The organism is Nitrincola lacisaponensis (assembly GCF_000691225.1).
GTDB lineage: Bacteria > Pseudomonadota > Gammaproteobacteria > Pseudomonadales > Balneatricaceae > Nitrincola > Nitrincola lacisaponensis.
This window is the reverse complement of record NZ_JMSZ01000040.1, coordinates 1-24,991: the sequence shown is the minus strand read 5'-3', so window position 1 is coordinate 24,991 and position 24,991 is coordinate 1. Positions and strand designations below refer to the sequence as shown.

Annotated in this window: 22 protein-coding genes; 7 read left to right on the top strand and 15 right to left on the bottom strand. The window is 53.9% G+C overall.

Features of this window, described 5'->3' with window-relative positions; translation table 11 throughout:
* The first annotated feature begins 15 nt into the window (after positions 1–15).
* Entirely contained in the window at positions 16–855 is an 840-nt protein-coding gene (locus tag ADINL_RS14020; RefSeq protein ID WP_036549447.1) for a 6-carboxytetrahydropterin synthase, read from the top strand.
* 43 nt (positions 856–898) lie between these two features.
* On the opposite strand, the gene ADINL_RS14015 is transcribed toward ADINL_RS14020, so the two are convergent.
* The 10 genes from ADINL_RS14015 to dksA all read right to left on the bottom strand — a co-directional run bounded on the left by ADINL_RS14015 (position 899) and on the right by dksA (position 12,163).
* A complete protein-coding gene (locus tag ADINL_RS14015; RefSeq protein WP_036549445.1) occupies positions 899–2,080 on the bottom strand; it encodes an acetyl-CoA C-acetyltransferase in 1,182 nt (393 codons plus the stop codon).
* Positions 2,081–2,234: 154 nt separating this feature from the next.
* Positions 2,235–3,083: a pantoate--beta-alanine ligase gene (gene panC / locus ADINL_RS14010; RefSeq protein ID WP_036549443.1), complete on the bottom strand. Its 849-nt coding sequence runs from the start codon at positions 3,081–3,083 to the stop codon at positions 2,235–2,237.
* Between the two features lie 5 nt (positions 3,084–3,088).
* The gene (panB, locus tag ADINL_RS14005; protein WP_036549440.1) at positions 3,089–3,880 is read right to left on the bottom strand and encodes a 3-methyl-2-oxobutanoate hydroxymethyltransferase; all 792 of its coding nucleotides are present in this window, start codon (positions 3,878–3,880) and stop codon (positions 3,089–3,091) included.
* Between the two features lie 42 nt (positions 3,881–3,922).
* Positions 3,923–4,411 (bottom strand): 2-amino-4-hydroxy-6-hydroxymethyldihydropteridine diphosphokinase, encoded by a 489-nt coding sequence (gene folK / locus ADINL_RS14000; protein WP_036549438.1) that lies wholly within the window; start codon positions 4,409–4,411, stop codon positions 3,923–3,925.
* Complete coding sequence (pcnB, locus tag ADINL_RS13995; protein ID WP_036549435.1) at positions 4,404–5,882, bottom strand: polynucleotide adenylyltransferase PcnB; 1,479 nt, start codon at positions 5,880–5,882, stop codon at positions 4,404–4,406. The genes folK and pcnB overlap by 8 nt, the downstream gene beginning before the upstream one ends.
* Positions 5,883–6,366: 484 nt before the next feature.
* Complete coding sequence (locus ADINL_RS13990; RefSeq protein WP_036549433.1) at positions 6,367–7,725, bottom strand: sigma-54-dependent transcriptional regulator; 1,359 nt, start codon at positions 7,723–7,725, stop codon at positions 6,367–6,369.
* Positions 7,726–7,736: 11 nt separating this feature from the next.
* Positions 7,737–10,667 carry an ATP-binding protein gene (locus ADINL_RS13985; RefSeq protein ID WP_036549431.1) on the bottom strand — a complete coding sequence of 977 codons (2,931 nt, stop codon included), beginning with the start codon at positions 10,665–10,667 and terminating at the stop codon, positions 7,737–7,739.
* Positions 10,664–10,837, bottom strand: coding sequence for a hypothetical protein (locus tag ADINL_RS16460; RefSeq protein WP_161667756.1), 174 nt, complete (start codon positions 10,835–10,837; stop codon positions 10,664–10,666). The genes ADINL_RS13985 and ADINL_RS16460 overlap by 4 nt, the downstream gene beginning before the upstream one ends.
* A 1-nt stretch (position 10,838) precedes the next feature.
* Complete coding sequence (gene gluQRS, locus ADINL_RS13980) at positions 10,839–11,717, bottom strand: tRNA glutamyl-Q(34) synthetase GluQRS (RefSeq protein ID WP_036549428.1); 879 nt, start codon at positions 11,715–11,717, stop codon at positions 10,839–10,841.
* Positions 11,718–11,731: 14 nt separating this feature from the next.
* Positions 11,732–12,163 carry an RNA polymerase-binding protein DksA gene (dksA, locus tag ADINL_RS13975; RefSeq protein ID WP_036549426.1) on the bottom strand — a complete coding sequence of 144 codons (432 nt, stop codon included), beginning with the start codon at positions 12,161–12,163 and terminating at the stop codon, positions 11,732–11,734.
* A gap of 238 nt (positions 12,164–12,401) precedes the next feature.
* Between dksA and ADINL_RS13970 the strand changes: the two genes are divergently transcribed.
* Positions 12,402–13,574 (top strand): pyridoxal phosphate-dependent aminotransferase, encoded by a 1,173-nt coding sequence (locus ADINL_RS13970; RefSeq protein ID WP_036549423.1) that lies wholly within the window; start codon positions 12,402–12,404, stop codon positions 13,572–13,574.
* Here ADINL_RS13970 and ADINL_RS13965 read toward each other — a convergent pair.
* Positions 13,564–13,881 carry a Rieske (2Fe-2S) protein gene (locus tag ADINL_RS13965; RefSeq protein ID WP_036549420.1) on the bottom strand — a complete coding sequence of 106 codons (318 nt, stop codon included), beginning with the start codon at positions 13,879–13,881 and terminating at the stop codon, positions 13,564–13,566. The two genes, ADINL_RS13970 and ADINL_RS13965, sit on opposite strands and share 11 nt — an antisense overlap.
* Positions 13,882–13,891: 10 nt before the next feature.
* Positions 13,892–15,421 carry a bifunctional aminoglycoside phosphotransferase/ATP-binding protein gene (locus tag ADINL_RS13960; RefSeq protein WP_036549417.1) on the bottom strand — a complete coding sequence of 510 codons (1,530 nt, stop codon included), beginning with the start codon at positions 15,419–15,421 and terminating at the stop codon, positions 13,892–13,894.
* Positions 15,422–15,467: 46 nt separating this feature from the next.
* Between ADINL_RS13960 and mrcB the strand changes: the two genes are divergently transcribed.
* Complete coding sequence (gene mrcB / locus ADINL_RS13955; RefSeq protein WP_036549414.1) at positions 15,468–17,828, top strand: penicillin-binding protein 1B; 2,361 nt, start codon at positions 15,468–15,470, stop codon at positions 17,826–17,828.
* Between the two features lie 10 nt (positions 17,829–17,838).
* Positions 17,839–18,492 (top strand): tetratricopeptide repeat protein, encoded by a 654-nt coding sequence (locus ADINL_RS13950; protein ID WP_036549411.1) that lies wholly within the window; start codon positions 17,839–17,841, stop codon positions 18,490–18,492.
* Here the strand turns inward: ADINL_RS13950 and ADINL_RS16085 are convergent.
* Positions 18,486–19,109 (bottom strand): hypothetical protein, encoded by a 624-nt coding sequence (locus tag ADINL_RS16085; protein WP_051632851.1) that lies wholly within the window; start codon positions 19,107–19,109, stop codon positions 18,486–18,488. The genes ADINL_RS13950 and ADINL_RS16085 overlap by 7 nt on opposite strands.
* Before the next feature lie 11 nt (positions 19,110–19,120).
* Entirely contained in the window at positions 19,121–20,404 is a 1,284-nt protein-coding gene (hemL, locus tag ADINL_RS13940) for a glutamate-1-semialdehyde 2,1-aminomutase (RefSeq protein ID WP_036549408.1), read from the bottom strand.
* A 227-nt stretch (positions 20,405–20,631) separates the two neighbouring features.
* Between hemL and argC the strand changes: the two genes are divergently transcribed.
* Both argC and erpA read left to right on the top strand, forming a co-directional pair.
* Positions 20,632–21,666: an N-acetyl-gamma-glutamyl-phosphate reductase gene (gene argC / locus ADINL_RS13935; RefSeq protein WP_036549404.1), complete on the top strand. Its 1,035-nt coding sequence runs from the start codon at positions 20,632–20,634 to the stop codon at positions 21,664–21,666.
* Between the two features lie 93 nt (positions 21,667–21,759).
* A complete protein-coding gene (gene erpA, locus ADINL_RS13930) occupies positions 21,760–22,107 on the top strand; it encodes an iron-sulfur cluster insertion protein ErpA (protein ID WP_036549401.1) in 348 nt (115 codons plus the stop codon).
* A gap of 35 nt (positions 22,108–22,142) precedes the next feature.
* Here erpA and ADINL_RS13925 read toward each other — a convergent pair whose 3' ends face one another.
* Positions 22,143–23,243: an anhydro-N-acetylmuramic acid kinase gene (locus ADINL_RS13925; RefSeq protein ID WP_036549398.1), complete on the bottom strand. Its 1,101-nt coding sequence runs from the start codon at positions 23,241–23,243 to the stop codon at positions 22,143–22,145.
* A 145-nt stretch (positions 23,244–23,388) separates the two neighbouring features.
* Here ADINL_RS13925 and tyrS point away from each other — a divergent pair, with 145 nt between their 5' ends.
* Positions 23,389–24,681 (top strand): tyrosine--tRNA ligase, encoded by a 1,293-nt coding sequence (tyrS, locus tag ADINL_RS13920; protein ID WP_036549500.1) that lies wholly within the window; start codon positions 23,389–23,391, stop codon positions 24,679–24,681.
* Positions 24,682–24,991 lie beyond the last annotated feature (310 nt).

Sequence of the window (24,991 nt, the reverse complement as noted above, 5' to 3'; positions counted from 1 at the left end):
GCTGAAGAGGCCTGTGTGAAGCTATTCGTTGATAACCTGACTCATGTGGATTTCTCCTACCTGCACCCGCAGCGCGGTTTAATGGGGGAGTCCTGGGAAGTGCAGTTGGTGCTGGAAGGTAAGCTCGATGAGCAGGGCATGATCTGTGATTTTGGTGTGGTGAAAAAACGCATCAAGACCTGGCTGGATGCGCATGTAGATCATATGCTGGTGGTTGCAACGGGCATGCCGGGCCTGGCTGTTGAGCAATTTGACGGACAGACGCGCGTCAGCTGGCCTTATCCGGATGGCGGTACCTTTGTGTGCCAGGCACCGGAGCAGGCAATTGCATTGATTCCGGTTGACACTATTCAGCAACAGGCTGTGGCACGCTGGTGTGAAGATCAGTTACTGGCACTGTTCCCGGAACAGGTGGAGTCACTGGCGCTGCGTTTTGTTGCGGAATCGATTGAGGGTGCGTTTTACCACTACAGTCATGGTTTGCAGCAGCATAAGGGTAACTGTCAGCGGATTGCGCATGGCCACCGTTCCCGTGTACAGATCCGGGTAGACCAGAAACGCCGTCAGGATCTGGAGCTCTTCTGGGCACAGCAGTTTGAGGATATCTATTTAGGTACGCGCGCGCACTTGCAGGCAGTTGAAGAAGGGCAGGCTGTGTTTCGCTATCAGGCACCTCAGGGTGACTTTCAGCTGACTTTGCCGGTCAGTCGCTGTTACATGATGGATACTGAAACCACTGTTGAGCAGATTGCACAGCATCTGGCGGAGAAAGTTGCGGAAGAGTATCCCGACTCTGTTGTTGAAGTGCGGGCTTACGAGGGGGTTGGCAAGGGCGCGATAGTCACGCGCCCCTGAGATTGAGCGAGCCGTATCGCATTGCGCGATACGGCAGGTTCTATTAATCGCGCTCAACGGCCAGTGCAGTACCCATACCGCCCCCGATACACAGGGTCGCCAGGCCTTTTTTGGCATCACGCTTGTTCATTTCATGCAGCAGGCTGACAAAAATACGGCAACCGGACGCGCCAATCGGGTGACCCAGAGCAATTGCACCACCGTTGACGTTGACGATGTCTGTATTCCAGCCCAGATCCTTGTTTACGGACATGGCCTGAGCGGCAAAGGCTTCATTGGCTTCGACCAGTTCCAGATCAGCAACACTCCAGCCCGCTTTTTCCAGTGCTTTCTGAGTCGCACAAATAGGGCCGGTTCCCATGATGGCAGGATCAACGCCAGCTGAAGCGTAAGCCTTGATACGTGCCAGAGGCTTCAGGCCCAGCTCAGCCGCTTTTTCAGCAGAGCAGACAATCACCGCGGCAGCGCCATCGTTAATGGTTGAGCTGTTACCTGCTGTCACCGTGCCGTCTTTCTTGAAGGCCGGGCGCAGTTTGGCCAGTGCATCCAGGGTGCAGCCGAGGCGTGGTTGCTCATCTGTGTCAAAGACCAGTGGATCACCTTTGCGCTGCGGGATGGTGACAGGGATGATTTCATCCTTGAAGCGACCTGAGGTGACAGCCGCTTCTGCCTTGTTCTGTGAAGCCACTGCAAAGGTATCCTGCTCTTCACGGGTAAAGCCGTATTTGTCGACGATATTTTCGGTGGTGATACCCATGTGGTAGTTGTTGAACGCATCCCACAAACCATCGGTGATCATCGAATCAACCATTTTCCAGTCACCCATGCGTGCTCCGTTACGGGAATTTGGCAGCAGGTGTGGAGACATGGACATGTTTTCCTGTCCGCCAGCAACGATCATGTCAGTGTCGCCGCAGCGAATGGCCTGAACCGCCATTTGAATGGCTTTGAGGCCGGAACCGCACACTTTATTGATGGTCAATGCGGGCACTTCCTGAGGGATACCGGCATGAATCAGAGCCTGACGTGCGGGGTTCTGTCCACAGCCAGCTGTCAGTACCTGGCCCATGATAACTTCATCAATATTTGCCGGATCGATAGAGTGCTTTTCCAGCAGGCCTTTAATGACAGTGGCGCCAAGCATGGCAGCCGGTTGGGAGGCCAGGGTACCATTGAACGCACCAACAGCTGTTCGACCAGCCGCAACGATTACAACTTCACGCATGGGTATTCCTCATAGGTTTGACTGAATGTTCGGGCTTCAGACTAGAATAGCCTGTGCCACGATAGATGACTACTGATTTCAGTCTGAGGGAAATCACTTAGTGCGTCAAGCTGCTGACGCATAGACCATTGTCGGGGTGGGGGATGGAACTGGATCAGAGATCCAGTTCCATATTGTCGATCAGTCGGGCCGGCCCCATCCAGGCGGCAGCCAGAATGACCAGTGCGGCATCATCCTGAGTGGCAGGTGACAGATCACTGCGGCGAACTATGCGGAAGTAGTCACGTTTGAATCCGGCAGCTTCCAGCTGCAGAATCGCTTCATGTTCCAGTTCACTGAAGTCACGTCGGCCCTGGTGCAGGGCCTCTGCCGCCTGGCGAATAATGGCTTGCAGTGCCGGTGCTTTTTCCAGCTCCTGATGTGACAGGTAGCCATTACGGGAGCTGAGCGCCAGGCCTGAATCGGCACGCACCACCGGTACGGAGAGAATATCGATCGGCATGCACAGATCATTGACCATCTTGCGGACAATGCGCAGTTGCTGATAGTCCTTTTCGCCAAACACGGCGATATCCGGCTGGACAATATTGAAAAGCTTGCAGACTACTGTCGTGACGCCGCTGAAGTGGCCGGGACGGGCTTCACCGCAGTACAGGTCAGAGAGTACCGGGACCTCAACACGGGTTTGACTGTCGCGACCGCGTGGGTACATCTCCTGCTCATCGGGTGCAAACAGCAGATGGCAGCCTGCCGCCTGCAGTTTACGCTGATCTTCTTGCAGTGTGCGCGGGTAGCTGCTGAGGTCTTCGTTGCGCCCGAACTGCAGGGGGTTGACGAAGATACTGGCAACAACGACGTCAGCTGATTGTGCAGCTGTTTCGATCAGGCGGATATGGCCCGCATGCAGGTTACCCATGGTGGGAACCAGTGCAATGCTGCGTCCGGCGAGGCGGTGCTGACGCAGTTCGTCCCGTAGTCTGGCAATAGAGTCAAAGGTTTGCATGCGGGTTAGAAACTCTCGTCCTGGTTCGGGAAGCTGCCTTGCTTGACGGCGGTGTCGTAGCGGCGAAATGCATCTTCAATACTGCTGGCGCCATCCATGAAGTTGCGAGTAAAGCGAGGTTTGCGGCCTGGCGTGATGCCGAGCATATCGTGCATGACCAGCACCTGAGCATCGGTATCAGGTCCTGCACCAATGCCTATGACCGGGACATCAGCGTTGCGGGTGATTTCTGCTGCCAGCAAACTGGGAACACATTCAAGCAGCAACAGGCTGGCGCCTGCCTGTTCCAGTAACCGTGCATCTTCGATCATTTGTTGTGCACTGGCGCTATCTTTACCCTGTACACGATAACCGCCCAGGCGATTGACAGCCTGAGGGGTAAGACCCAGGTGCGCGCATACAGGGACGCCACGATCGGCCAGCAGACTGATGCTCTCAGCCAGCCAGGCACCACCTTCGAGTTTGATAACCTGTGCACCTGCCTGCATCAGCTTGCCGGCACTCTGCATGCACTGCTCAGGCGTGGCATAGCTCATGAAAGGCAGGTCAGCCATGATCATGGCGCCCTGGTTACCACGGGCAACAGCAGCCGTATGGTAGGCCATTTCATCCAGGGTGACGGGCAGGGTGCTGTCATGGCCCTGAAGGACCATACCCAGTGAATCACCGACCAAAATCATTTCGACACCCACGGAGCTGATCAGGTGTGCAAAGGTTGCATCGTATGCAGTCAATACTGAAAACTTGCTGCCTTTCTGTTTCAGACTTGTCAGTGTGTGAAGTGTGATGTTACTCATAGAGGGGTTCCAGACTAATTCGATCTGCAAGTAAACGCCATATTATAGCGGTAACTGCTCCAGAGTGCCCATTGGACAATCCGCTAGATATTGATTTAATGTGCGGCCATTGGGCAGAGTCAGCTCAGGTTCCAGATCCGCCAGCGGATAGAGAACAAAGCTGCGTTGGGTCATATAGGGATGAGGTACGGTCAAACGCTCAGTGTCGAGTATTAAGTCACCATAGAGTAGCAGGTCCAGGTCAAGCGTGCGAGGTCCCCAGTGTTGCAGGCGCACGCGCTGATGGCAAAGTTCCAGCCACTGGAGTCGGTCCAGCAGTGCCAGAGGCTCCAGTGACGTCCATATTTCGGCTACGGCATTGATATAGTCCGGCTGTCCTGCGGGACCAACCGGATCAGAGCGATACAGCGGCGAGTGACGTTGCAGGTGTATATCCGGCTGCTCACCCAGCTCCTGCAGTGCACGCTGTACCTGTTGCAAGGGGTCTTCCAGATTGCTGCCAAGACCGATAAAACAGCGAATGTCAGTCATGTGAACCGCTGCTTGGTTTGCGGCGTCGACGACGTCGTTTGCGGGGACGCTCATCCGTACTGACGTCACTGAGCATGTCACGGCGCTGGCCTTCATTGCCATGCTGGTAGTCAGTCCACCACTGTCCTAACCCCTGGAGGTCTTCTCCGGCGGATTCACGCAGCAGAACCAGGTCATAAGCGGCTCTGAAACGGGGGTGGCTGAGTAGCTGGTCAGCACGTTTGCCCTGATAGCGCGGCAGGCGAAGCTGTAGCTCCCAGATCTCACGCATCGGTGCTGAGAAGCGTCTTGGTATTGCTGTGGCTTTGACCTGGGCTGACAGAATCTGGTTGGCTGCTTCATGCAGGGCCTGGAGTGGCGGCAGTTCATCTTCATCCAGAATTTCCAGGTAGCGTTGGTAGAGCGGGTACCAAAGCAATGCTGCAAACATGAAGGCAGGTGTCACACTCTTGCCCTGTTCCAGACGACGGTCAGTATTTTTCAGTACCTGCTGAATCAGTGCGGCAATCGGCCAGTCCGATGCTTCCAGCTGTGCATGTGTGAGCGGGAAGAGATAACGGAACAGATCAAAGCGTTGCAGTTGCCGATAGGCGGCGGCGCCATAGCCGGACTGCAATAGTTTTAGTGCTTCATCAAACAGTCGTGCGGGTGCTATGCGGGCCAGCAATCCGGAGAGTTCATGAATGGGCGCAGCGGTCGCCGGCTCAATTTCAAACCCCAGTTTGGCGGCAAAGCGTGCGGCACGCAGCATGCGTACCGGGTCCTCCCGGTAACGCAACGCCGGGTCACCGATCATGCGGATGATGCGCTGCTGCAGGTCAGGATAGCCATTGGCAAAGTCGTAAATACTGTAGTCTTTGGCGCAGTAATACAGTGCATTGACAGTAAAATCACGCCGCAAGGCGTCCTCTTCAATGGTACCGTAGACATTATCACGCAGAATCATGCCGTTGGCTGCCTGTCGTCCCTGCTCGCCATCATCATTGTCTTCACTGTCATGGCCTGCCCTGAAGGTAGCCACTTCAATCAGTTCCCGGCCAAAGCGGACATGCAACAGTTTGAAGCGTCGCCCGATCAGGCGGCCCCGGTGAAACAGTTCAACCGCTTCCTCAGGATGTGCCGAGGTCGCTACATCAAAATCTTTGGGCTTCTGTCCCAGTAACAGGTCACGGATACAGCCACCGACCAGAAAACTGTCGTGTCCGGCATCATGCAGGCGATAAACCACCTTCATGGCATTGTCATCCAGGCGCTGGCGAGGGATGCGATGGGCCTTCTCGGGAATAATCCGTTTGTGTCCCAGTGGCAGGTACTCTGCAACAACCTGAGTCGATACCTGTTCTGGCGCTGTGGTATTGGCTGTTGTTTTGCCCGGGGTTTGATCATCGGCTGGCGTCTTGTGCCGGGGCATCAGGCGATAGGCCAGTGCAGCACAAACGATCAACAGCAGAATTATAAGCAACTCTTGCATCAGGTGTTATTCTTCCAGAAATGACAGGATGAAAATTGTGGATGTGATGATACCAGCTTAGCGCTTCAGGGTGTTAGTTTGCTGCCAGTTGGTGAGTATTTGTTGCAGAAAATGAGTGGGGTGCTGAGAGCAGAGTGCAACAAAGCTTGTTGTTGTTTGAGCACTGTCCTGAGTGTTGTTGTCACTCTGCAATCAGCGAAGCCTCGTTGTTATTTTTATTCAAGGCGTGTCAGTCGGTTTTCTTTCGGCGTTTTTATTTTTATGGCTGCCGAGATGAAATTCTTCTTATTATTGCTCTGTAATAGAGCAGATTGCGTGCCAGTTTTTTTAATTATTTAATTCTTAAGGGATTTGTTGTTTTTTGTCCGATCTTGTATCAGGTGGTTGATCGGGAGTGTTACCCTTCTGCACAGCGAGTGTTACCTAAGTGTGTAGAAAGGTAACACTAAAAACAACTTATTTTTCATCGAGTTAGACTTAAGTATTAGGCTTGGGCCGCATTGCGGCCTTTACGCGGAATCCCGAGTTTTTGCCGTTTTTCCCACAGGCATTTTCGACTGACGCCCAGGCTCTTGGCCAGATCTGTCTCATTCATGTGATGTTGATGTTCCAGTACGAACTTCAGAAAATAGTCATCCAGTGTGTGTTCGGCTTTATCTGGCTGGCTGGTGGATGGGGTCTGCGCTTTGGGCGGTGTTGACGCGTATTCTGGCTCCAGTCCCAGCAGTTCCGCTGTGATGCTGTGACCGTCTGCGAGGATGACTGCGCGTTCAATCGCATTTTGCAGTTCGCGGACGTTGCCTGGCCAGTGATGTTGACGCATGGTGTTCAAGGCCTCAGGGCTGAAGCTCAGGCTGACATTGTGCTTCAGGCATTGCTCACGCAGGAATACCTGGGCGAGCTCCAGTATATCATCACCACGTTCTCTGAGCGGCGGCATGCGCAGTTCCATGACGTAAAGACGGTAATAGAGGTCTTCGCGGAATTGCCCTGCCTGAGCCAGGTTTTTCAAATCACGATGGGTCGCTGCAATCAGGCGGACATTGACGCGTTTGGGGTGTACCGAGCCAACACGTCGGATCTCGCCTTCCTGCAGGAAACGCAGTAATCGGGCCTGGGCTTCCAGTGGCAGCTCTCCTATTTCATCCAGAAACAGCGTACCACCATCGGCGGCTTCAATCAGACCACTGCGTGTGGTGTCGGCACCGGTGAAGGCACCTTTTTCATGTCCGAAGAGTTCAGATTCAATCAGGGTCTCGGGAATGGCTGCACAGTTGACACAGATCATCGGTGATCCGGCACGCTGGCTGAGTTGATGAATGCTTTTGGCCGCCAGTTCCTTACCCGTACCGGACTCACCCAGGATCAACACTGTAGCATCGGTTTGTGCCACTTTGTTGATGCGCTTGATCAGATCCTGAATGGCCTGGCAGGACCCGTTTAACAACGGACGCAGGCCGTTCTCGGGTGTCGACTCGAGCGGTTCAATGGTTGTCTGAGGCTGAATCAGTTTGGCAATGACATTGAGCATTTCGTCATGATCAAACGGCTTGGCAATATAGTCGGCGGCCCCCAGCTTGATAGCATCGATAGCGGAGCGCATACTGGCATAGCTGGTCATGATCAGCACCGGGGTTGTCCCCGCGTACGGAATCAGATCCGTACCCTGTGCGCCGGGCAAGCGCAAATCACTGATGATCAGTTGGTAGGTGTGTTTTTCTGCCAGGGGCAAGGCTTCGGCGACACTGCCAGCGTCATCGACTTCATAGCCATGTTTCAGGAGCAGGCGCTTCAGCGCGGCACGGATGACCTTTTCATCCTCAACAATCAGAATTCGGCTCATATTGGGACCTGTTACTCTAATCCCTGACCGGACGGGGAATCATGTTCCGTCCAGACGGGAAGCTGAATAATTACCTGAGTGCCTTTTTTCTGTTTTTTGTCGGCAGGGCTGATGAACTCAATGTTACCACAATGTTCAGTAATTATATTGTAGACCAATGCTAACCCCAGTCCGGTTCCTTTTCCAGGCTCTTTGGTGGTGAAAAAGGGCTCAAAAATGCGCTCCTGATTCTCTGCACTGATTCCGCTGCCTTCATCGACAATCTGTACTTCGACCCAGCTCTCTTCAATCTGTGCACTGATCTCGATTTTACCCTGATCCGGAGAAGCATCGCAGGCATTGTTAAGCAGGTTTACGAACACTTGTAACAGCAGCTGATAGTCACCGGTGCACCACAGGTCTGGCTGCAATTGTGTCAGGATCCTGACCGAACGGCGGGTTTCATCAAAGCGCATCAGGTCGACAGCTTCCTCAATGCAGCGATTCAGCGAGATGGCACTCAGGTGGTCGATGTTTTCGGTTTGTCCGGTATGTGCAAAGCGTATCAGGGACTGAACAATGCGACTGATTCGTTGAGTCTGCTCCAGAATGGCTTCACCGGTTTCCAGTACTTCGGGTTGCTCTGTTTCCAGTTTCAGATTCTGTGCCAGGCAGGCAATGCCGGTCACCGGATTGCCGATTTCGTGTGCGACACCGGCAGCAAAACGTCCAATCGAGGTCAGGCGTTCACTGTGTGCCAGTCGGTTGGCCAGCAGCTTATGCTCTGTTTCATCTTCAATCAGAATGATGCGTCCTTGCTGCCCGTCTTCAAGGTCGGTTTTATGCAGGCTGAACCAGGCTTGCTGCTCTTCCAGCTCAACACGTATTGCAGGTTGATAGGTGGTATTTTGCTGGCTGAAATGACTGAGAAGTTGTGCCCAGGGCTGAGGCAGTTCTTGAGGCTTCAGACCCAGTACCGCTTCAGGAAGAATGCCGGTGTAATCCACCATTGCCTGATTCCAGAATAAAATGTGCTGGCGCTCATTCAGTGTGCAAACCCCAATGGGCAGGTGTTGCAGTGTAGAGCGGTGGTAACGGCGAATTTTGTCCAATTCAGCAGCCAGTCCTGACAGGCGTTCACTGTAACTTTCCAGCTGTTCTTCCAGCAGGTGAATCTCTCGGCCACGAAATGCGTTGCCACTGGAGAGCGGTTGAGGGCGCAGGAGTGCCGTGGCTTCTGCCGGACCGAGGATGCCGGAGAGGTTGTTTTCCAGAATGTTGCGCAGACGCAGCAGATCCAGAGGACGCAGTTTGTTGGTCATCGGCAGATCAAGCAGTTGCAGGGCTCGTTCAATTTCACGTTGGGCTGAGGTGGCGCCCAGACGGGTACTGAGCCTGAAGAGCAGATCTTCGATCGAGTCATTGTCCGGATTGAAATTGGACTGGGGGCGGGGCAGTGCGTTGAGGACGCAGGCAACCGCCATTTCTTCCTCTTCTGCCGAGGGCTTCACCAGCCAGGAGCCAAACACCAGCAGTAATATGTTAATGGTCAGAGAGATAATGGCCCACCAGTACCATTGATCGAGCAATGCCGGGGAGATCACCTCCAGCTGTGTGCTGAGCAGAGGTGCCAGAATGGCCAGGAACCAGATTGCCATGCCGCCACACAGACCCAGCAAAAAGCCGCTGCGGCTGGCTTTTTGCCAATAGAGTGTTGCCAGCAGGCCGGGTAAAAACTGCAAAAAGCCGATAAAGGTGATCAGGCCCAGTTGTGCCAGCGGGAAGCGGTTGCCGACAAAGAGGTATACCAGATAGCTGCCGATCATCACCAACAGGATCAAGCTGCGGCGCATCCATAACAGCCAGCTGTAAAAACGGTCGGTATCGGGAAGTTTGATAAGCGGGAGTAGTACGTGGTTTTGCAGCATGGACGCCAGCGCAACATTGGCGACGATGATAGCGCCACTGGATGCCGACAGTCCGCCGAGGAATGCTGCAATCACAAACCAGTCCTGTTGCAGTGCCTGTCCCAGTCGAATCAGCAAAAAGTCAGCGGGTTGGGCTACATCAAGCCTGACCGCACCCCAGAGTAACACCGGAAGACAGATGGCCATCAGCAGCAGTAGCAGCGGCATCACCCAGCTGGCCAGCCGTAGGCTGCGTTCGGAGGCGTTTTCACTGAACATCAAATGAAACATGTGGGGGGTGATAAAGGCTGCCGCAAAAAAAGCAAGTAGAAGAATTTGCCAGTTGTTACCTGATGGCAGAGCCTGCAGGCGTTGCAGCTGTTCCGGGTGGTCGCTGAGCCATTGAGTCAGCGCGGTTGGGCTCTCAAACAGTGAGAAAACAATGACTGCAGCCATCATCAGCAGCGCACTGATTTTGACGACAGACTCCAGTGCGATCGCAACCATCAGGCCATCATGGCGGCTGCGAATTGAGGGTTGGCGAGCACCGAACAGCATTGAAAATACCGAGATGATCAAGCAGAAAATGATTGCTACATGATGGCTGGATACGCGTTCATCAAAATGACTCAGGCTGTCGGAAAATGCCTGAATCTGAATAGCGATCAAGGGCATGCTGATGATCAGTACCAGCAGCGTAATAAAGCTGCCGGTTCGGGCACTCTGATAGCGGAAGGCAAACAGATCAGCCAGAGAGCTCAGTTGGTGGCTGCGGGCAATGCGCAGTATCGGTAGCAGGATCAATGGGGCCAGCACAAAGGTAGCAGTCGCACCTAAATAGGAGGCCAGAAAGGTGAACCCGGCTTCTGTAGCGATGCTGAAAGCACCGTAAAAGGTCCAGGCGCTGGCGTAAACAGCCAGAGACAGTACATGGGTGAGGGGGTGGCGAATGATCTGCGCCGGTATCCAGCCACGCTCTGTCGCGTAGGCGGTGGCAAACAGGAGTAGCAGGTAGCTGACACCGATCAACAGCAGTGCCGAGAGGTTCAGTGTCATAGTCGTTTGCCTGTGTGATTGAATAGGCCGGTCAGCAGAATGATGCTGGCCCAGAGTGCAAAGGGTAGCCAGACCGGGCCCTGGTACAGGGTTGCATGGACGATAGGCGGCAGAAGTATGACCCCCAGCAGAAGCAGAAGCAGAAGCAGAAGTACACGGTGCTGATGCATCTTAATCCTCCAGGTGAATGGCGGGCGTTCCGGGTATCTGCTCGACAGACCAATGGCGCACGGCCCATTGTAACAGGCTTTCAACGGTCAGGCTGAATGGCTCAGGTGGCAAGGGTTGTTGCAGAAAACGCAATGCCTTCAGCAGGGTTGGTATCACCGGACGGGACTCGATTGCCGGGGCCAGGTTCTGCTTGCTGAGCTTCTGTCCCGCGGGGTTCAAGGCCAGGGGCAGGTGTGCATAACTGGGTGTTGGCAGTGACAGGTGTTGCTGTAGTTGCAGCTGGGCAAAGGTTTCCTGAAGCAGATCTGCCCCACGGACAACATGCGTGACGCCCTGGGCCGCATCATCTGCTACTACTGCCAGTTGATAGGCAAACAACTGGTCCCTGCGGAAAATAATAAAGTCGCCCTGGTGTTCGGGTTGCAGCGATTGTTCGCCCAGAATCCGATCTGAAAAACGCAGTGTCTTGCGCATAAACCGCGCCCGGATGGCATGGGGCTGATCACTGGGTGGTGGATGCTGCCAGCAGCGGCCATCATAACAATGCAAGGCATGACGTTGTTTGAGTTGAGAGCGTGAACAGCTGCAGCGATAGGCCAGTTTGTCAGTCTGAAGCTGGCAGACCAGGCTGTTATAATAGTCATTACGCTGGCTTTGTTGAATAACCTCACCATCCCAGTGCAGGCCAAACTTGTCCAGTGTTCGGAGAATCGAGTCGGTGGCACCGGGCATTTCACGTGGAGGGTCGAGGTTCTCAATACGAAGCAGCCAGCGCCCCTGCTGCTGTTTCGCATCCAGATAACTTGCCAGGGCGGCCAGTAATGATCCGAAGTGCAGGGGGCCGGTCGGAGAAGGTGCGAAACGGCCCGTGTAGCTCAAAATGATACTGCCGATTAACCGCCGAGCTGTTTTTCCTTGATTTCAGCCAGGGTTTTGCAGTCGATGCAGAGCGTTGCGGTTGGACGTGCTTCCAGACGACGGATACCGATCTCGACACCACAGGCTTCGCAGTAGCCGTAGTCATCATCGTCGATACGATCCAGTGCTTCATCGATCTTGCGGATCAGTTTGCGCTCGCGATCACGGGTGCGCAGCTCCAGGCTGAACTCTTCTTCCTGGCTGGCACGATCTGTTGGATCGGCGAAATTGGTGGCCTCTTCCTTCAGGTGCGTGATGGTGCTGTCGACTTCTTCCATCAGTTCCTGTTTCCAGGCTAACAGTATCTCGCGGAAGTGCTCTTTCTGCGCATCGTTCATGTACTCCTCACCTTCGCTGGCCTGGTAGGGGGCCGGGTGAGTAATCTGAGATTCATTGTTCGCTGGCATGACGTCGCCTCACATCAGACTGAAAGTGAAAAACTCCGTTAAGTCAGATTTGCCCCTGTTCAAGGGCTGTTTCTCTGGTATTTCGCTTTCCGGAGATTTTAAAAGGCGCTGAAATTACCAGATGATGACTCAATACACCAGTGTTTGACATCAGTTTCTTCGTTCAATTCCGTTTGCTGAACGGGTAAACTGCGATACTTATTGTACAATTGTTTGTTTTTTCAGGGTGTAGAGCAGGATGGCATCGAACGATACAAAAAGCTCCCGGCGTGCTGCCAGTATTGAATCCTTTAAAGTCATGGATCTGTTAAAGCGTGCCAGAGAATTGGAAGCGGCAGGTTGTGATGTTGTGCACCTTGAGGTTGGTGAGCCTGATTTTGCCACCGCGGAGCCAGTGGCTGAGGCAGCTATACAGGCTGTGCGTGCCGGATTGACACAATATACTCCTGCCTCAGGCATACCTGAACTGCGTGAGCGGATCGCGGCTTTTTATGATCAGCGTTATGGTGTGCAGATCAGCCCCGAACAGGTATTGGTGACACCGGGGGCTTCCGGTGCGCTGTTGTTGGCCTTTGCCTCGTTAGTCGATGCCGGGCAGCGGATTATGACGAGTGATCCCGGTTACCCCTGTAACCGTCAGTTCCTGCATTTTCTGAATGCGTCTGCGCAGCTGGTGCCGACCGGTCCTGCTGAAAAATTTCAATTAACCAATGCACTGATTGCAGAGCACTGGCAGCCGGAAACCCGCGGTGTATTACTGGCATCACCGTCCAATCCTACCGGTACACTGGTGCCGGTAGATGAAATGCAGGCTATAGCACAGCGAGTGCGGCAGTTGGGTGGGCAGTTGATCGTCGATGAGCTCTACCATGGCCTGACCTATGGTGTGGATGCCATGACGGCCTTGCAGGTTGATCCGGAATGCTTTGTGGTAAACAGTTTTTCCAAGTATTTCGGTATGACAGGCTGGCGTCTGGGTTGGCTGGTGGCTCCGGAAGGTGCGATCAAGGTTATGGAGCGGATGGCGCAGAATCTGTTTATTTCACCGCCAACAGTTTCACAGTATGCGGCGTTGGCAGCCTTTACGCCCCAGAGTCTGGAAATTTTTGAAGCCCGCCGTGCCGCATTTGAAGGACGGCGAGATTTCCTGGTGCAAGGTCTGCGTGATCTGGGATTTGCGATTCCCGCCATGCCGGAAGGTGCGTTCTATGTGTATGCTGATGCTTCGCATCTGACGGATGACAGTTTTGCCTTTTGCTGGTCTTTACTGGAAGAAAATCATATCGCGGTGACGCCAGGTGCAGACTTTGGTCAGTTTAATGCGTCACGCTATGTGCGTTTTTCCTACACCACCAGGCTGGATCAGATCGAGAAAGCCTTGCAGCGTCTGGCGCAGCGGATCAGGGGATAAGGTAAAGACAGTTGTCTTGCTGTAGAAATTGGCAGGGTATCAGGCGCTCTCCCGGACAGGGGCCGGCAATACACTCGCCATCTTCAATACGAAACAGTGCGCCGTGCGTGGCGCACTGGATAAACTGCTTTTCATAATCCAGAAATTGGTCTGCTTGCCATTCCAGGCGAATGCCCCGGTGCGGGCAGCGGTTTTCATAGACGTAAAACTGGTGTTGGCGACGGACCACCAGCAGTGCTCGTCCTGCGGTTTCAAAGCCGCGCGCTTCACCCTCGTTCAGGGCATCGGTGTGACAAATCAGCTGCATGCTTATCCTGTTACTGGTTCAGCAGATTCTGAGCCCGTAACTGGGCCAGCAGTTGCTCGATGGCTTCATCATTCTCGGTATCAACCGGCAGTGTCAGCATCTGCTCTTCAGGTGTCAGAGGCTGGCCGGAGGTGAGCTGTTGGTGCATCACATCTATGTCTGCATCAGATGGGTCTTTTCCATCAGCCAGGCGTCGTGCCAGGCGGGCCTCGATCAGGTGCAGCTTGCAACTGCAACTGATGATGCGTACCGGAATACCCAGGCTTTCAGCCAGGGCAATGTAGTTGCTGCGAGTACGTTTGCGGATCAGGGTGGCATCAACCACTACTGTCTGTCCCGCTTTCAGCAGCATTTTTGCCAGGTCGGATGTGTGATGAAATGTACGCATATTCATATCGGCACCGTACAGCTCCAGATTTTCGCCCTGGCGGCTGAGTTCACGATGCAGGCGCTTGCGCTCACAATCCGAGCGCAGCCGGATGGCACCGATGGCTTCAACCAACTGGCTGCTCAGGTAACTTTTGCCGCTGCCTGAGACACCATGCATCAGATACAGCACGGGTGGATTACTGCGGCTGTATTGCTCAGTGAGCTGCAGATAGTGCCGGAAGGTGTCCCAGTCGGGCTGTTCGCCGATCAAGGCAACCTTGGCTCTGACCATGGAACGATAGGCTTTATAGAGATTCAGCAGCGGTACGCCACGATAGTCGCCTGTCAGTTCCAGATAATAGTTCAGACAGCGGTTAGCCCAGCGAGGCTGGTTGTTGGCTTCCAGATCCATGAGCAGGAATGCCAGATCTGAAAAAGTATCGATCCAGCGGAACTGCAGATTGAATTCGATACAGTCGAACAGACGCAGAGCGTTATGAAACAGGGTGATATTGCCCAGATGCAGGTCGCCATGGCATTCGCGTATGTGACCTTTACGCTTGCGGTTGCGCAGATTTTTTTCCAGTTCGCGAAAGCTGGCCGCTGTCCAGTTGAGCAGTCGGTGCAGACGAGAGGAGTCATCCAGATTGTCTATCTGGGTGGCACATACGCGGTAGTTATCGGCGATAAATTCCCACAGTGTATCCGGCTCACCCCAGGGGCTGTCCTGGGCCACAATCGGGATGCGTTGATGAAACTCGGCGATCTGCTCAGCCAGCATGTCGATCCAGCTGGCTTCAAACAGTTGCCGGTCCAGTTGGCGGTCCAGTCGTTGTTCCGGATCAAACTGCGCCATGCGGACTGCATACTCAAAAGGCGCAGATGCATCACCCAGTCGGGGTGCGTCTTCTGTGCCGCTGACCGGGACAACATCCAGATAGATGTCGGGTGCCAGGCGCTGATTCAGTCTCAGCTCTTCTTCGCAATAGGTACGTCGCTGATCCAGTGTGGTGAAGTCCAAAAAACCGAAATTTACCGGTTTTTTGAATTTATAGGCGAAATCACCGGTCAAAACGATCCATGAGATGGGCGTTTCGATCACTTCGATTGTCCCGCAAGGGTGCGGGAAATGCTCCGGATTCTGTAGAGTGCTGATCAGTTTATAAAACATTACTTTTCTGCTGTTGCACCAAGTTGACAGCGATTATACTTGCCCGATGCCAAAAAAGAGAGTCCAAAAAAGTCAGTCACGTCGACGTCAGCCACAAAAGCGTCGCTCGATTACAGGGTATTTACTGGGTCTGCTGTTAAAGCTGGGCCTGTTATTTGTCGTGTTTTGTGCGGTGCTGTTGATCTATGTCGACGGCCAGGTGCGTGAAAAATTCGAGGGGAAGCGCTGGGAGCTGCCCGCGAAGGTTTACGCACGTCCATTGGAAATGTATGCCGGACAAGGCCTGTCACCTGAACAGTTGAGACAGGAGCTGGGATTGCTGGGGTACCGTACGGTCAGTGCGGTGACCGGTCCGGGCAGCGTAGAGTTCGCCAGTGCGCGGGTGCGGGTCATGACGCGCGGCTTCGCCTTCCCCGACGAAGTTGAGCCTTCCCGGCGTCTGTTGATCGAGTTCGGCAATGGTCGTATTCAGCGTATCCACGATGAGCTGCAGCAGCAGGATGTCGCGCTGGTACGACTGGAACCAGCGCTGATCGGTGGTATTTATCCCCGCTCCAATGAAGATCGTGACCTGATCCGTTTACAGGATGCACCACCTTATCTCAAGGATGCCTTGCTGGTGGTGGAAGATCGTGAGTTTTACCAGCATCACGGTGTGTCGCCCAAGGGTATGTTGCGAGCAGCGGTGGTAAATGCACGGGCAGGGCGCTTTGTACAGGGTGGCAGCACACTGACACAGCAGTTGATTAAAAACTTCTACCTGACATCGGATCGTACACTGTCACGTAAATTGCTGGAGTTGCCCATGGCGCTGGCCATGGACTTCCGCTATGACAAGGATGAGATACTGGAAGCCTATTTGAATGAGGTCTATCTGGGACAATCCGGTATACGTGCCGTGCATGGCTTCGGGTTGGCCAGTCAGTTCTATTTCGGGCGTCCGGCATCTGAGCTGGAATTGCATCAGGTCGCCTTGCTGGTGGCTCTGGTTAAAGGACCGTCCTTCTATGATCCGCGTCGTAACCCGGAGCGGGCTCAGGCACGCCGTGATCTGGTTATCAATCTGTTGGCTGAACATGGCTATATCAGTGCGGCCGAGCGTGATGCGGCTGTGGCAGAGCCACTGGGGGTCCGTCAAAGCCGCCGGATGCACACGGGCAGCTACCCCGCCTATCTGGATCTGGTGAAGCGACAGTTGCTCAAGGAGTATCGTGACGAGGATCTCAGCACCGAAGGCTTGCTGATCTATACCTCGCTGGACCCTTTGGCACAATCACATGCGGATGCATCGATTTCGGATGTGCTCAATGAGTTGCAGAGTCGGCATGGTGAGCGTGCCGGTGAACTGCAGGGTGCCATGGTAGTCACCGATCCGCGTACCGGAGAAGTGCTGGCGCTGGTGGGCGGCAAAGAAACTCAGTTTGAAGGCTTTAACCGGGCGCTGGATGCACGCCGGGCTGTGGGTTCCCTGATTAAGCCTGCAATTTTTCTGGCGGCTATTGAGCAAGGGTATACGCTGGCCAGCATCGTCAGAGATGAGCCCGTCGAACTGCGGTTGCCAAATGGTGATATCTGGTCACCGCAAAATTTTGACCGTCAAAGTCACGGTGATGTGTTATTGATTACCGCGCTGGCGCGTTCCTTTAATCAGTCATCGGTCAATCTGGGGCTGGAAATCGGCTTGTCAAAAGTCATCGACGTGCTGCGTCGTCTGGGTGTTGAGCGTAACATTCAGGCGTTACCTTCATTGATGCTGGGTGCCCAGGAAATGACGCCGCTGGAAATAGCGGAGGTGTATCAAACCCTGGCGGCGGATGGATTCCGTATGCCGTTACGTTCGATCCGGATGGTGACGACAGCTGAGGGTGAAGAGCTGTCTCGTTACCCTTTCCAGTTGCGTCAGCAGGTTGCGGCTGAGCCTATTTATCTGATCCGTCATGCGATGCAGGAAGTCGGACGTAGTGGTACGGCGCGCAGTGCTTATCAGCAGTTGCCGTCCGAACTGAATTTTGCCGGCAAGACCGGAACCAGTAATGATCAGCGTGATAGCTGGTTCGCCGGTTTTACCGGGAATCGCCTGGCTGTTGTTTGGGTTGGTCGTGACGATAACCGGCCGTTGCCCTTTGCATCAACCGGGGGCGCACTACCGGTATGGACTGCGTTTATGCGTCAGGAGAAACCGGAGCCTTTGGTCTCGCGCCGCCCGGCCAGTATTACCACGCAGTGGATTGATGAGCGATCCGGACGTTTGTCTGACCCGATCTGTGAAGGTTCGCGGCAGTTGCCCTTTATTCAGGGCACTGAACCTGTTGCCAGTGTTGATTGTGGTCAGTTTTCTGTACGTCCGGGGCCGTCAGCCCCTGAAGAAACCGAATCAGGTGGCTGGTTCAGAAACTTGTTTCGCTAAGGAGTCTTGAATGAACAGTGGAAAATTGGGTGTTGCTCTGGCAGGAGGGTTGTTGCTGACAGGCTGCGCCACTTCAAACCCCTTTAGTAACATTCCGGTGGAAGATCGGTCCAGTGGTGCGGCTGCGGTTCAGCAGCCCGTGCAAACAGAGCCGTCGGGTGTCGTGGTAACACCTATGGATCCGGGTCTTGGCGTGCGCCCACTGGAGGTGGAGCCGATAGTGCGTGCACAGCGGGAGATTCTGCCGCCAGCGGATGAGGTCTGGCAGCCGTCTCCGGTTACGCCTACAGCTCCAGCTTCCTCCCCATCAGCACCGTCTCCTGCCGAGTCTCCAGCGAGTGTGGATAATGCTGCGGTGGTGGCATTGCTGGATACCGCCAAACAGGAAACGGCTCAGGGTGATCTGCGTGCGGCGCAGACGCGCCTTGAGCGGGCTCAGCGTATAGCGCCACGTGAACCAGAAGTCTATTACCAGTTGGCTGATGTGAAACGTCAGTTGGGACAGTTTATGGATGCAGAACAGGTTGCTCTACGGGGGATTGATGTAGCTTCCGGTCAGAATGCATCCTTGCGCCGCCTCTGGGCGCTGATCAGTCAGATCCGGACTGAAGCCGGAGATCTGGCGGGCGCTGATGATGCCCGCCAGCAAGCATCTCGTTACTGATTCGGCACGGGCCTGGACTGGAGCTGCTGGTCCAGGCTGGCGCTCAATAAAGGCAAGCTGAACGCCAGTAGCAGCATGAACCCGGCGCTGTGTCCCTGCGGCATTAGTAATGGCAAGGGGCTGAACAGCAGGGTGCCGCCTGCCAGCAGCAGGGTGCCTGCGGCCAGCAACAGCCGGGCTGTAACGGGTTTGATCAGCAGCAGGCTGAACAGCAGGGCGAGCAGCACCAGTATCGAAAGAGTATAGCTGTAGCTGATACCATAGTCGGTACGCCGGGTAAGCTCAAAGAACGCGATTAATCCCAGCAGCCAGCGTCCCCAGCCAGCCATCGACCAGTGCCAGCCTTTGGCCAGGGCAACGAACACTGTGGCAATAAAAGGCAGTGCCACATAGATGCTCAGGTTCTCGGTCATTTGCAGCAAGGTGCCGGTATGGCTGCCCGGATCGCGCAGCAGCAGCTGGCACAGCGCATAGCTGCTGATAAACAGGCAGCTCAGCGCAAAGACACGCACCCGGTAGTGGTGCGCTTCAACTGCCTGCTTATGCCGGTGCAGCAACCAGATTGCCGAGAACAGGCTGGTGCATAACAGGATCAGGCTTGTCAGACTTTCCAGCATACTCTGCTCTCTTAACTGAGTTGGGCAAACACCTGATCAGCTGCCGCAAGGGTGGCATCCAGATCGGCTTCAGTATGTGCGTTAGATAAAAAGCCCGCTTCAAATGCAGAGGGTGCCAGGTAGACGCCTTGCTCCAGCATGCCGTGGAAGAAGCGTCCAAAGCGCGCAGTATCACACGCTGTTGCCTCTGCAAATGAGGTGATGCTTTCTGCCGAAGTGAAGAACAAGCCGAACATCCCGCCTACGCAGGTGGTTGTGAAGGGGATGCCATGCTTGTCGGCCAGAGCCTGAAGACCGGCTGTCAGATATTCGGACTTGGCTGCCAGTTGTTCATGAATACCAGGCTCACACAAGGCATTCAGCATCGCCAGACCTGCGGCCATCGCCAGCGGATTACCGGACAGAGTGCCTGCCTGATATACCGGTCCCAGAGGGGCGATGTGAGACATGATCGCTTTTTTGCCGCCAAAGGCACCTACCGGCAAGCCGCCGCCGATTACCTTGCCCAGAGTGGTCAGGTCGGGTGTGACACCATAGTGTGCCTGAGCACCTCCCAGTGCCACACGAAAGCCGGTCATGACTTCATCAAAAATCAACACGCTGCCATACTGGTCGCAGATCTCACGTAAGCCTTCCAGAAAGCCGGGCACGGGCGGGATGCAGTTCATGTTACCGGCGACCGGTTCCACGATAATACAGGCCACCTGATCACCCACTTCTGCAAAGGCTTGTTTGACTGATTCAATGTCGTTGAACGTCAGGGTGATGGTGTGTGCTGCCAGCGCTTCAGGGACTCCCGGTGAATTTGGCTCACCGAGTGTCAGTGCCCCTGAGCCGGCCTTGACCAGCAGGGAGTCAGAATGACCGTGATAACAGCCTTCGAACTTGACGATTTTATCCCGGCCAGTGTAACCGCGTGCCAGGCGGATAGCGCTCATGGTCGCTTCAGTACCTGAGCTGACCATGCGTACCATTTCCATCGATGGCACCAGTTCGCAGACCTTGTCAGCCATGGTTGTTTCGATGGCAGTCGGTGCACCAAAGCCCAGACCGTTATCAAGGGTCTTGCGGACGGCTTCAATGACGGGCGGAAACGCATGTCCCAGAATCATGGGGCCCCAGGAGCCGATATAGTCGATGTAACGGCGATCATCTTCATCGAAGATATAGGCACCCTGGCCGCTTTTGAAAAATATCGGGGTGCCACCAACACCCTTGAATGCGCGTACCGGGGAGTTCACACCGCCTGGAATGTGTACCTGGGCTGCCTGAAAAAGTGATTCTGATCTGGACATGTCACCGATCCTTTATGGAATTAAAACAAAAGCGTTAAGAATAACTGTCATTTGCAAGAGTATACGTTAAACCAGTAGCAGCTTTAATGATGCAGGTCTGATCCTATTTGAAATCTAGCGTCTAGAGTGATAGTTATTGCAACACAGGGTGAGTATCATAGCATTTTTGTCGGCTTGGCGGTCAGCGGAAGATCTCTTCGCGGAACCGGGTAAATTGGAGGTTTAGGGTGATTAAAGCAGGTATTGTAGGTGGAACCGGCTATACAGGTGTTGAGCTGCTGCGGATTTTGTCAGCGCATCCGGGCGTTAAAGTCGAAGCGATTACATCCCGATCTGAAGACGGTATTCCCGTTGCAGATATGTTCCCGAGCCTGCGTGGTCATCTTGATCTGGCATTCAGCGTGCCCGATATCGAAACCCTGTCCAAGTGTGATGTCGTATTTTTTGCGACCCCGCATGGCGTTGCCATGAATATGACCCCTGAACTGCTGGCGCGTGGCGTTAAAGTTATCGATCTGGGTGCAGATTTCAGAATCAAGGATGTACCGCTGTGGGAGCAGTGGTATAACCATACGCACACCTGTCCTGATCTGGTTGAAAAAGCCGTCTATGGTTTGCCCGAGGTGAATCGTGCTGCCATTCGTGAAGCTCAACTGATCGGTTGTGCCGGTTGTTATCCAACAGCGGCTCAACTGGGCTTCCTGCCATTGCTGGAAAAACAACTGGTGGATACGCGGCGGCTGATTGCTGACTGTAAGTCCGGCGTGAGTGGTGCCGGTCGGGGAGCCAGTGTTGGTACGCTTCTGTGTGAGGCCAGTGAAAGTGTCAAAGCTTATGGTGTGCCAGGGCACCGCCATCTGCCAGAGATCCGTCAGGGGTTGACGGCTATGGCAGGTCGTCCGGTGGGACTGACGTTTGTGCCTCACCTGATGCCGATGATTCGGGGTATTCATACAACACTCTATTCTGTGTTGCGTGATCCGGTTGATCCGGGTTTGCAGGAGCTGTTCGAAGAGCGCTTTGCCAATGAGCCGTTTGTCGATGTGATGCCTGCTGGCAGCTGTCCTGAAACTCGCAGTGTGAAAGGTTCGAATTTCTGCCGCATCAGTGTACATCGTCCACAGGAAGATGACACGGTAGTGGTGCTTGCGGTGATTGATAACCTGGTGAAAGGAGCCGCGGGGCAGGCGATTCAGGTAATGAATATCATGTTTGAGCGTCCGGAAACTGAAGGTTTGCAGCAGGTTGCATTGATGCCTTGATGCACCTGCACGCTTTGAACATAATGGCATCAATAGTTGACCAAAATGCTTGGTTAAGGCAGAATGCCAGCCTGTTTCAAGAGTGAGTAAGTGATGTCACAGACAATGCATGATGTTGATCTTCGGTTCACCGCTTCTGCTGCTGCAAAGGTGAGGGCGCTGATGGATGAAGAGGAAAATGATAACCTGAAGTTGCGGGTCTATATTACCGGCGGTGGCTGTGCAGGCTTTTCCTATGGCTTCACCTTTGATGAACAGCAGGCAGAAGATGATACAGCGATTGTCACCGATGGTGTAACGTTGCTGGTCGATCCCATGAGCTTTCAGTATCTGGTCGGCGCTGAAGTTGACTATCAGGAAGGTCTTCATGGCGCGCAATTTAGTGTCAAAAACCCCAATGCTGCGACCACTTGTGGTTGTGGTTCTTCCTTCTCGATCTGATGTGATCCTTGTCGAGGTGGCATCTCCCGTCTGGCTCAGGCCAGGTAGATGCCACCCAGTATACGTTCCCCTCTGGCTCCCGTAACAGCCGCCAGATTTCCGCTCTGGTGGTTGATGGTACGATAGGCCAGCCAGGCAAAGGCACAAGCCTCGACCCAGTCCGGATGCAATCCCAGTACCGCTGTTGACTGAGTACCGAATCCGAGATGCTGCTCAAGGCGTTGCTTCAAGCTGTTGTTGTGACTGCCGCCGCCGCAGAGATACACCTCGGGTGAGATTAAATCATGTTGTTGAATTGCTATGGCTATGGAACGTGCCGTGAGCTCTGTCAGGGTTGCCTGAATATCCTCTGCTTGCATCTGAGGCTGGATGTGACGCTGCAGCCAGCGCTCGTTAAACAGCTCCCGGCCTGTGCTCTTGGGGTAGGGTGCGCTGAAAAATGGATCACTTAACCAGCGGTTCAGTAAACTATCGATGACCTTGCCGCTGGCCGCCCAGGCGCCATCCTTGTCATAAGGCAGGTCACGCTGTTGCTGTATCCAGGTATCGATCAGTACATTGCCGGGGCCTGTGTCATAGCCAATGACGGGTTTCTCCGGGTCTGCGGGCAGTAGTGTGATGTTCGCCATGCCGCCAATATTGATCAGAACACGATTGTGGTTCGGGCTGTGAAAACACTGATGGTGAAATGCAGGCACCAGAGGCGCGCCCTGGCCGCCTGCAGCCAGATCACGACGGCGAAAATCTGCTACGGTCGTGATGCCGGTCTGTTCGGCAATCACATTCGGATCGCCGACTTGCAGACTGTAGCCTTTGGTCGGGCGGTGGCGCAGGGTCTGACCATGACTGCCGATAGCACGTATTTGGGCGGGTTTGAGTTGGTGTCTGTGCAGTAACGCCAGGCAGGCGTCGGCAAACAGGCGCCCCAGCTCAGGGTCCAGTTCGGCAAGCTGCTCAATTTCATCCGTGCCGGATGTGTTGAGTGCCAGTATCTGTTGGCGCAGGGATGCAGGCAGAGGTGTGGATTGGCTGTCATGCAGTGTCAGCGAGCCCTGTTCAAAGGAAACCAGTACCGCATCAATCGAGTCCAGACTGGTGCCCGACATCAGGCCGATAAAATAATCTGCAGGTGGCATGTCCATATCCTCTGTTCAGGGCCAAGGTTATTCAGGTGAATGCTAACAGAAAGCGTGGTGAGCGGCAGTAACCTGTTTGTCTTTGTGCTGTCTCAAGCGTTAGAATGCGCGGTTCTGAATAATTTTTTTTCCGGACAGATGGATGATGAACAGACAACCTTTGATTGAAGATTTGAAAGCACGCGGCCTGATTGCACAAACTACAGATGAAGCAGCTTTGTCTGCTCATCTGAGTGAGCAGGTTGTAACGCTTTATTGTGGCTTCGATCCGACGGCAGACAGTTTGCATCTTGGCCATCTGGTGCCTTTGCTGATGTTAAAGCGCTTTCAGCAGTTCGGTCATCGACCGATTGCGCTGGTGGGTGGTGCGACCGGTATGATTGGTGACCCCAGCTTCAAGGCGCAGGAGCGACAGCTGAATTCTGCTGAAATCGTGCAACAGTGGAGTGAAAAACTTAAGCAGCAGATCAGTCAGTTTATTCGTTTTGATGACGAGACCGGGGCGTTGCTGGCAAACAACTATGACTGGACTGCCAGTGTAGATGTCCTGAGTTTTCTGCGGGATATCGGCAAGCACTTTACGGTCAACAAAATGATTGCCAAAGAGTCGGTAAAACAGCGCATTGAGCGTGAAGATTCGGGAATCTCCTTTACTGAGTTCACTTACCAGATTTTGCAGTCATATGATTACCAGGTGCTGAATCAGCGTTACGGTTGTACTTTGCAGATCGGAGGCTCGGATCAGTGGGGTAATATTACCAGTGGCATTGATCTGACCCGACGTATGAACGGTGCCCAGGTGCATGGCCTGACATTGCCGCTGATTACAAAATCCGATGGTACCAAGTTTGGTAAAACAGAAGGCGGTGCTGTCTGGTTGTCTCCGAACAAGACTTCACCTTATGCATTCTATCAGTTCTGGTTACAGACACCTGATGCTGATGTATATCGTTTTCTGAAGTTCTTTACTTTCCTGGACGTGTCGCAGATCGATGCGATTGAAGCTGAAGATAAAGCGGCAGAAGGACGTCCACAAGCGCAACGCATTCTGGCGGAAGAAGTGACGCGCCTGGTACATGGTGAGCAAGCGCTGGAAGCGGCGCGTCGCATTACTGAGGCATTGTTCTCTGGTGATTTGGGGGCGTTGAGTCAGGCTGACTTTGAGCAGTTGCAATTGGATGGCCTGCCAGCGACACAATTGCCGGACAATCTGACTGAGTTGCCGTTGACCAGTTTACTGGTTGATGCTGGTGTGGCGACTAATGGCAAGCAGGTAAAAGATGCGTTGCAGCGTAACGCGGTACAGATTAATGATCTGAGTTGTGGTGCTGAGCTGAACATGGCGACCGCTGAGCTCTTCTCTGTTGCCAATGCGCGCTATGAGCGATTCTTCCTGGTCAAGCTGGGCAAGAAAAAGCACCATCTGTTCTACCTGTAACGAACCTCTTAACAGGTCTTTGAAAATTATTTTCAAAGACCTGTTGACCTCCTCTGATGTCCTCTGTAATATTCGCGCCTCGCTTGGGACGTGATCGCAGAGAGTGACACGAAACAAGTCGGTTGATGACAATTCAAGCTGTTGATCTTAAATCATAAATAGTGGATATCTTCAACTGAGTGTGAAGCGGGTTTCAGGAAGTTGATTGCAAAATTCTGAAACAAAATGCTTGACACGGCGGTGCGACTCGGTAGAATACGCACCTCGCTTGAGACAACTCAAAACACCGGGTTGATCGGCACGCTCTTTA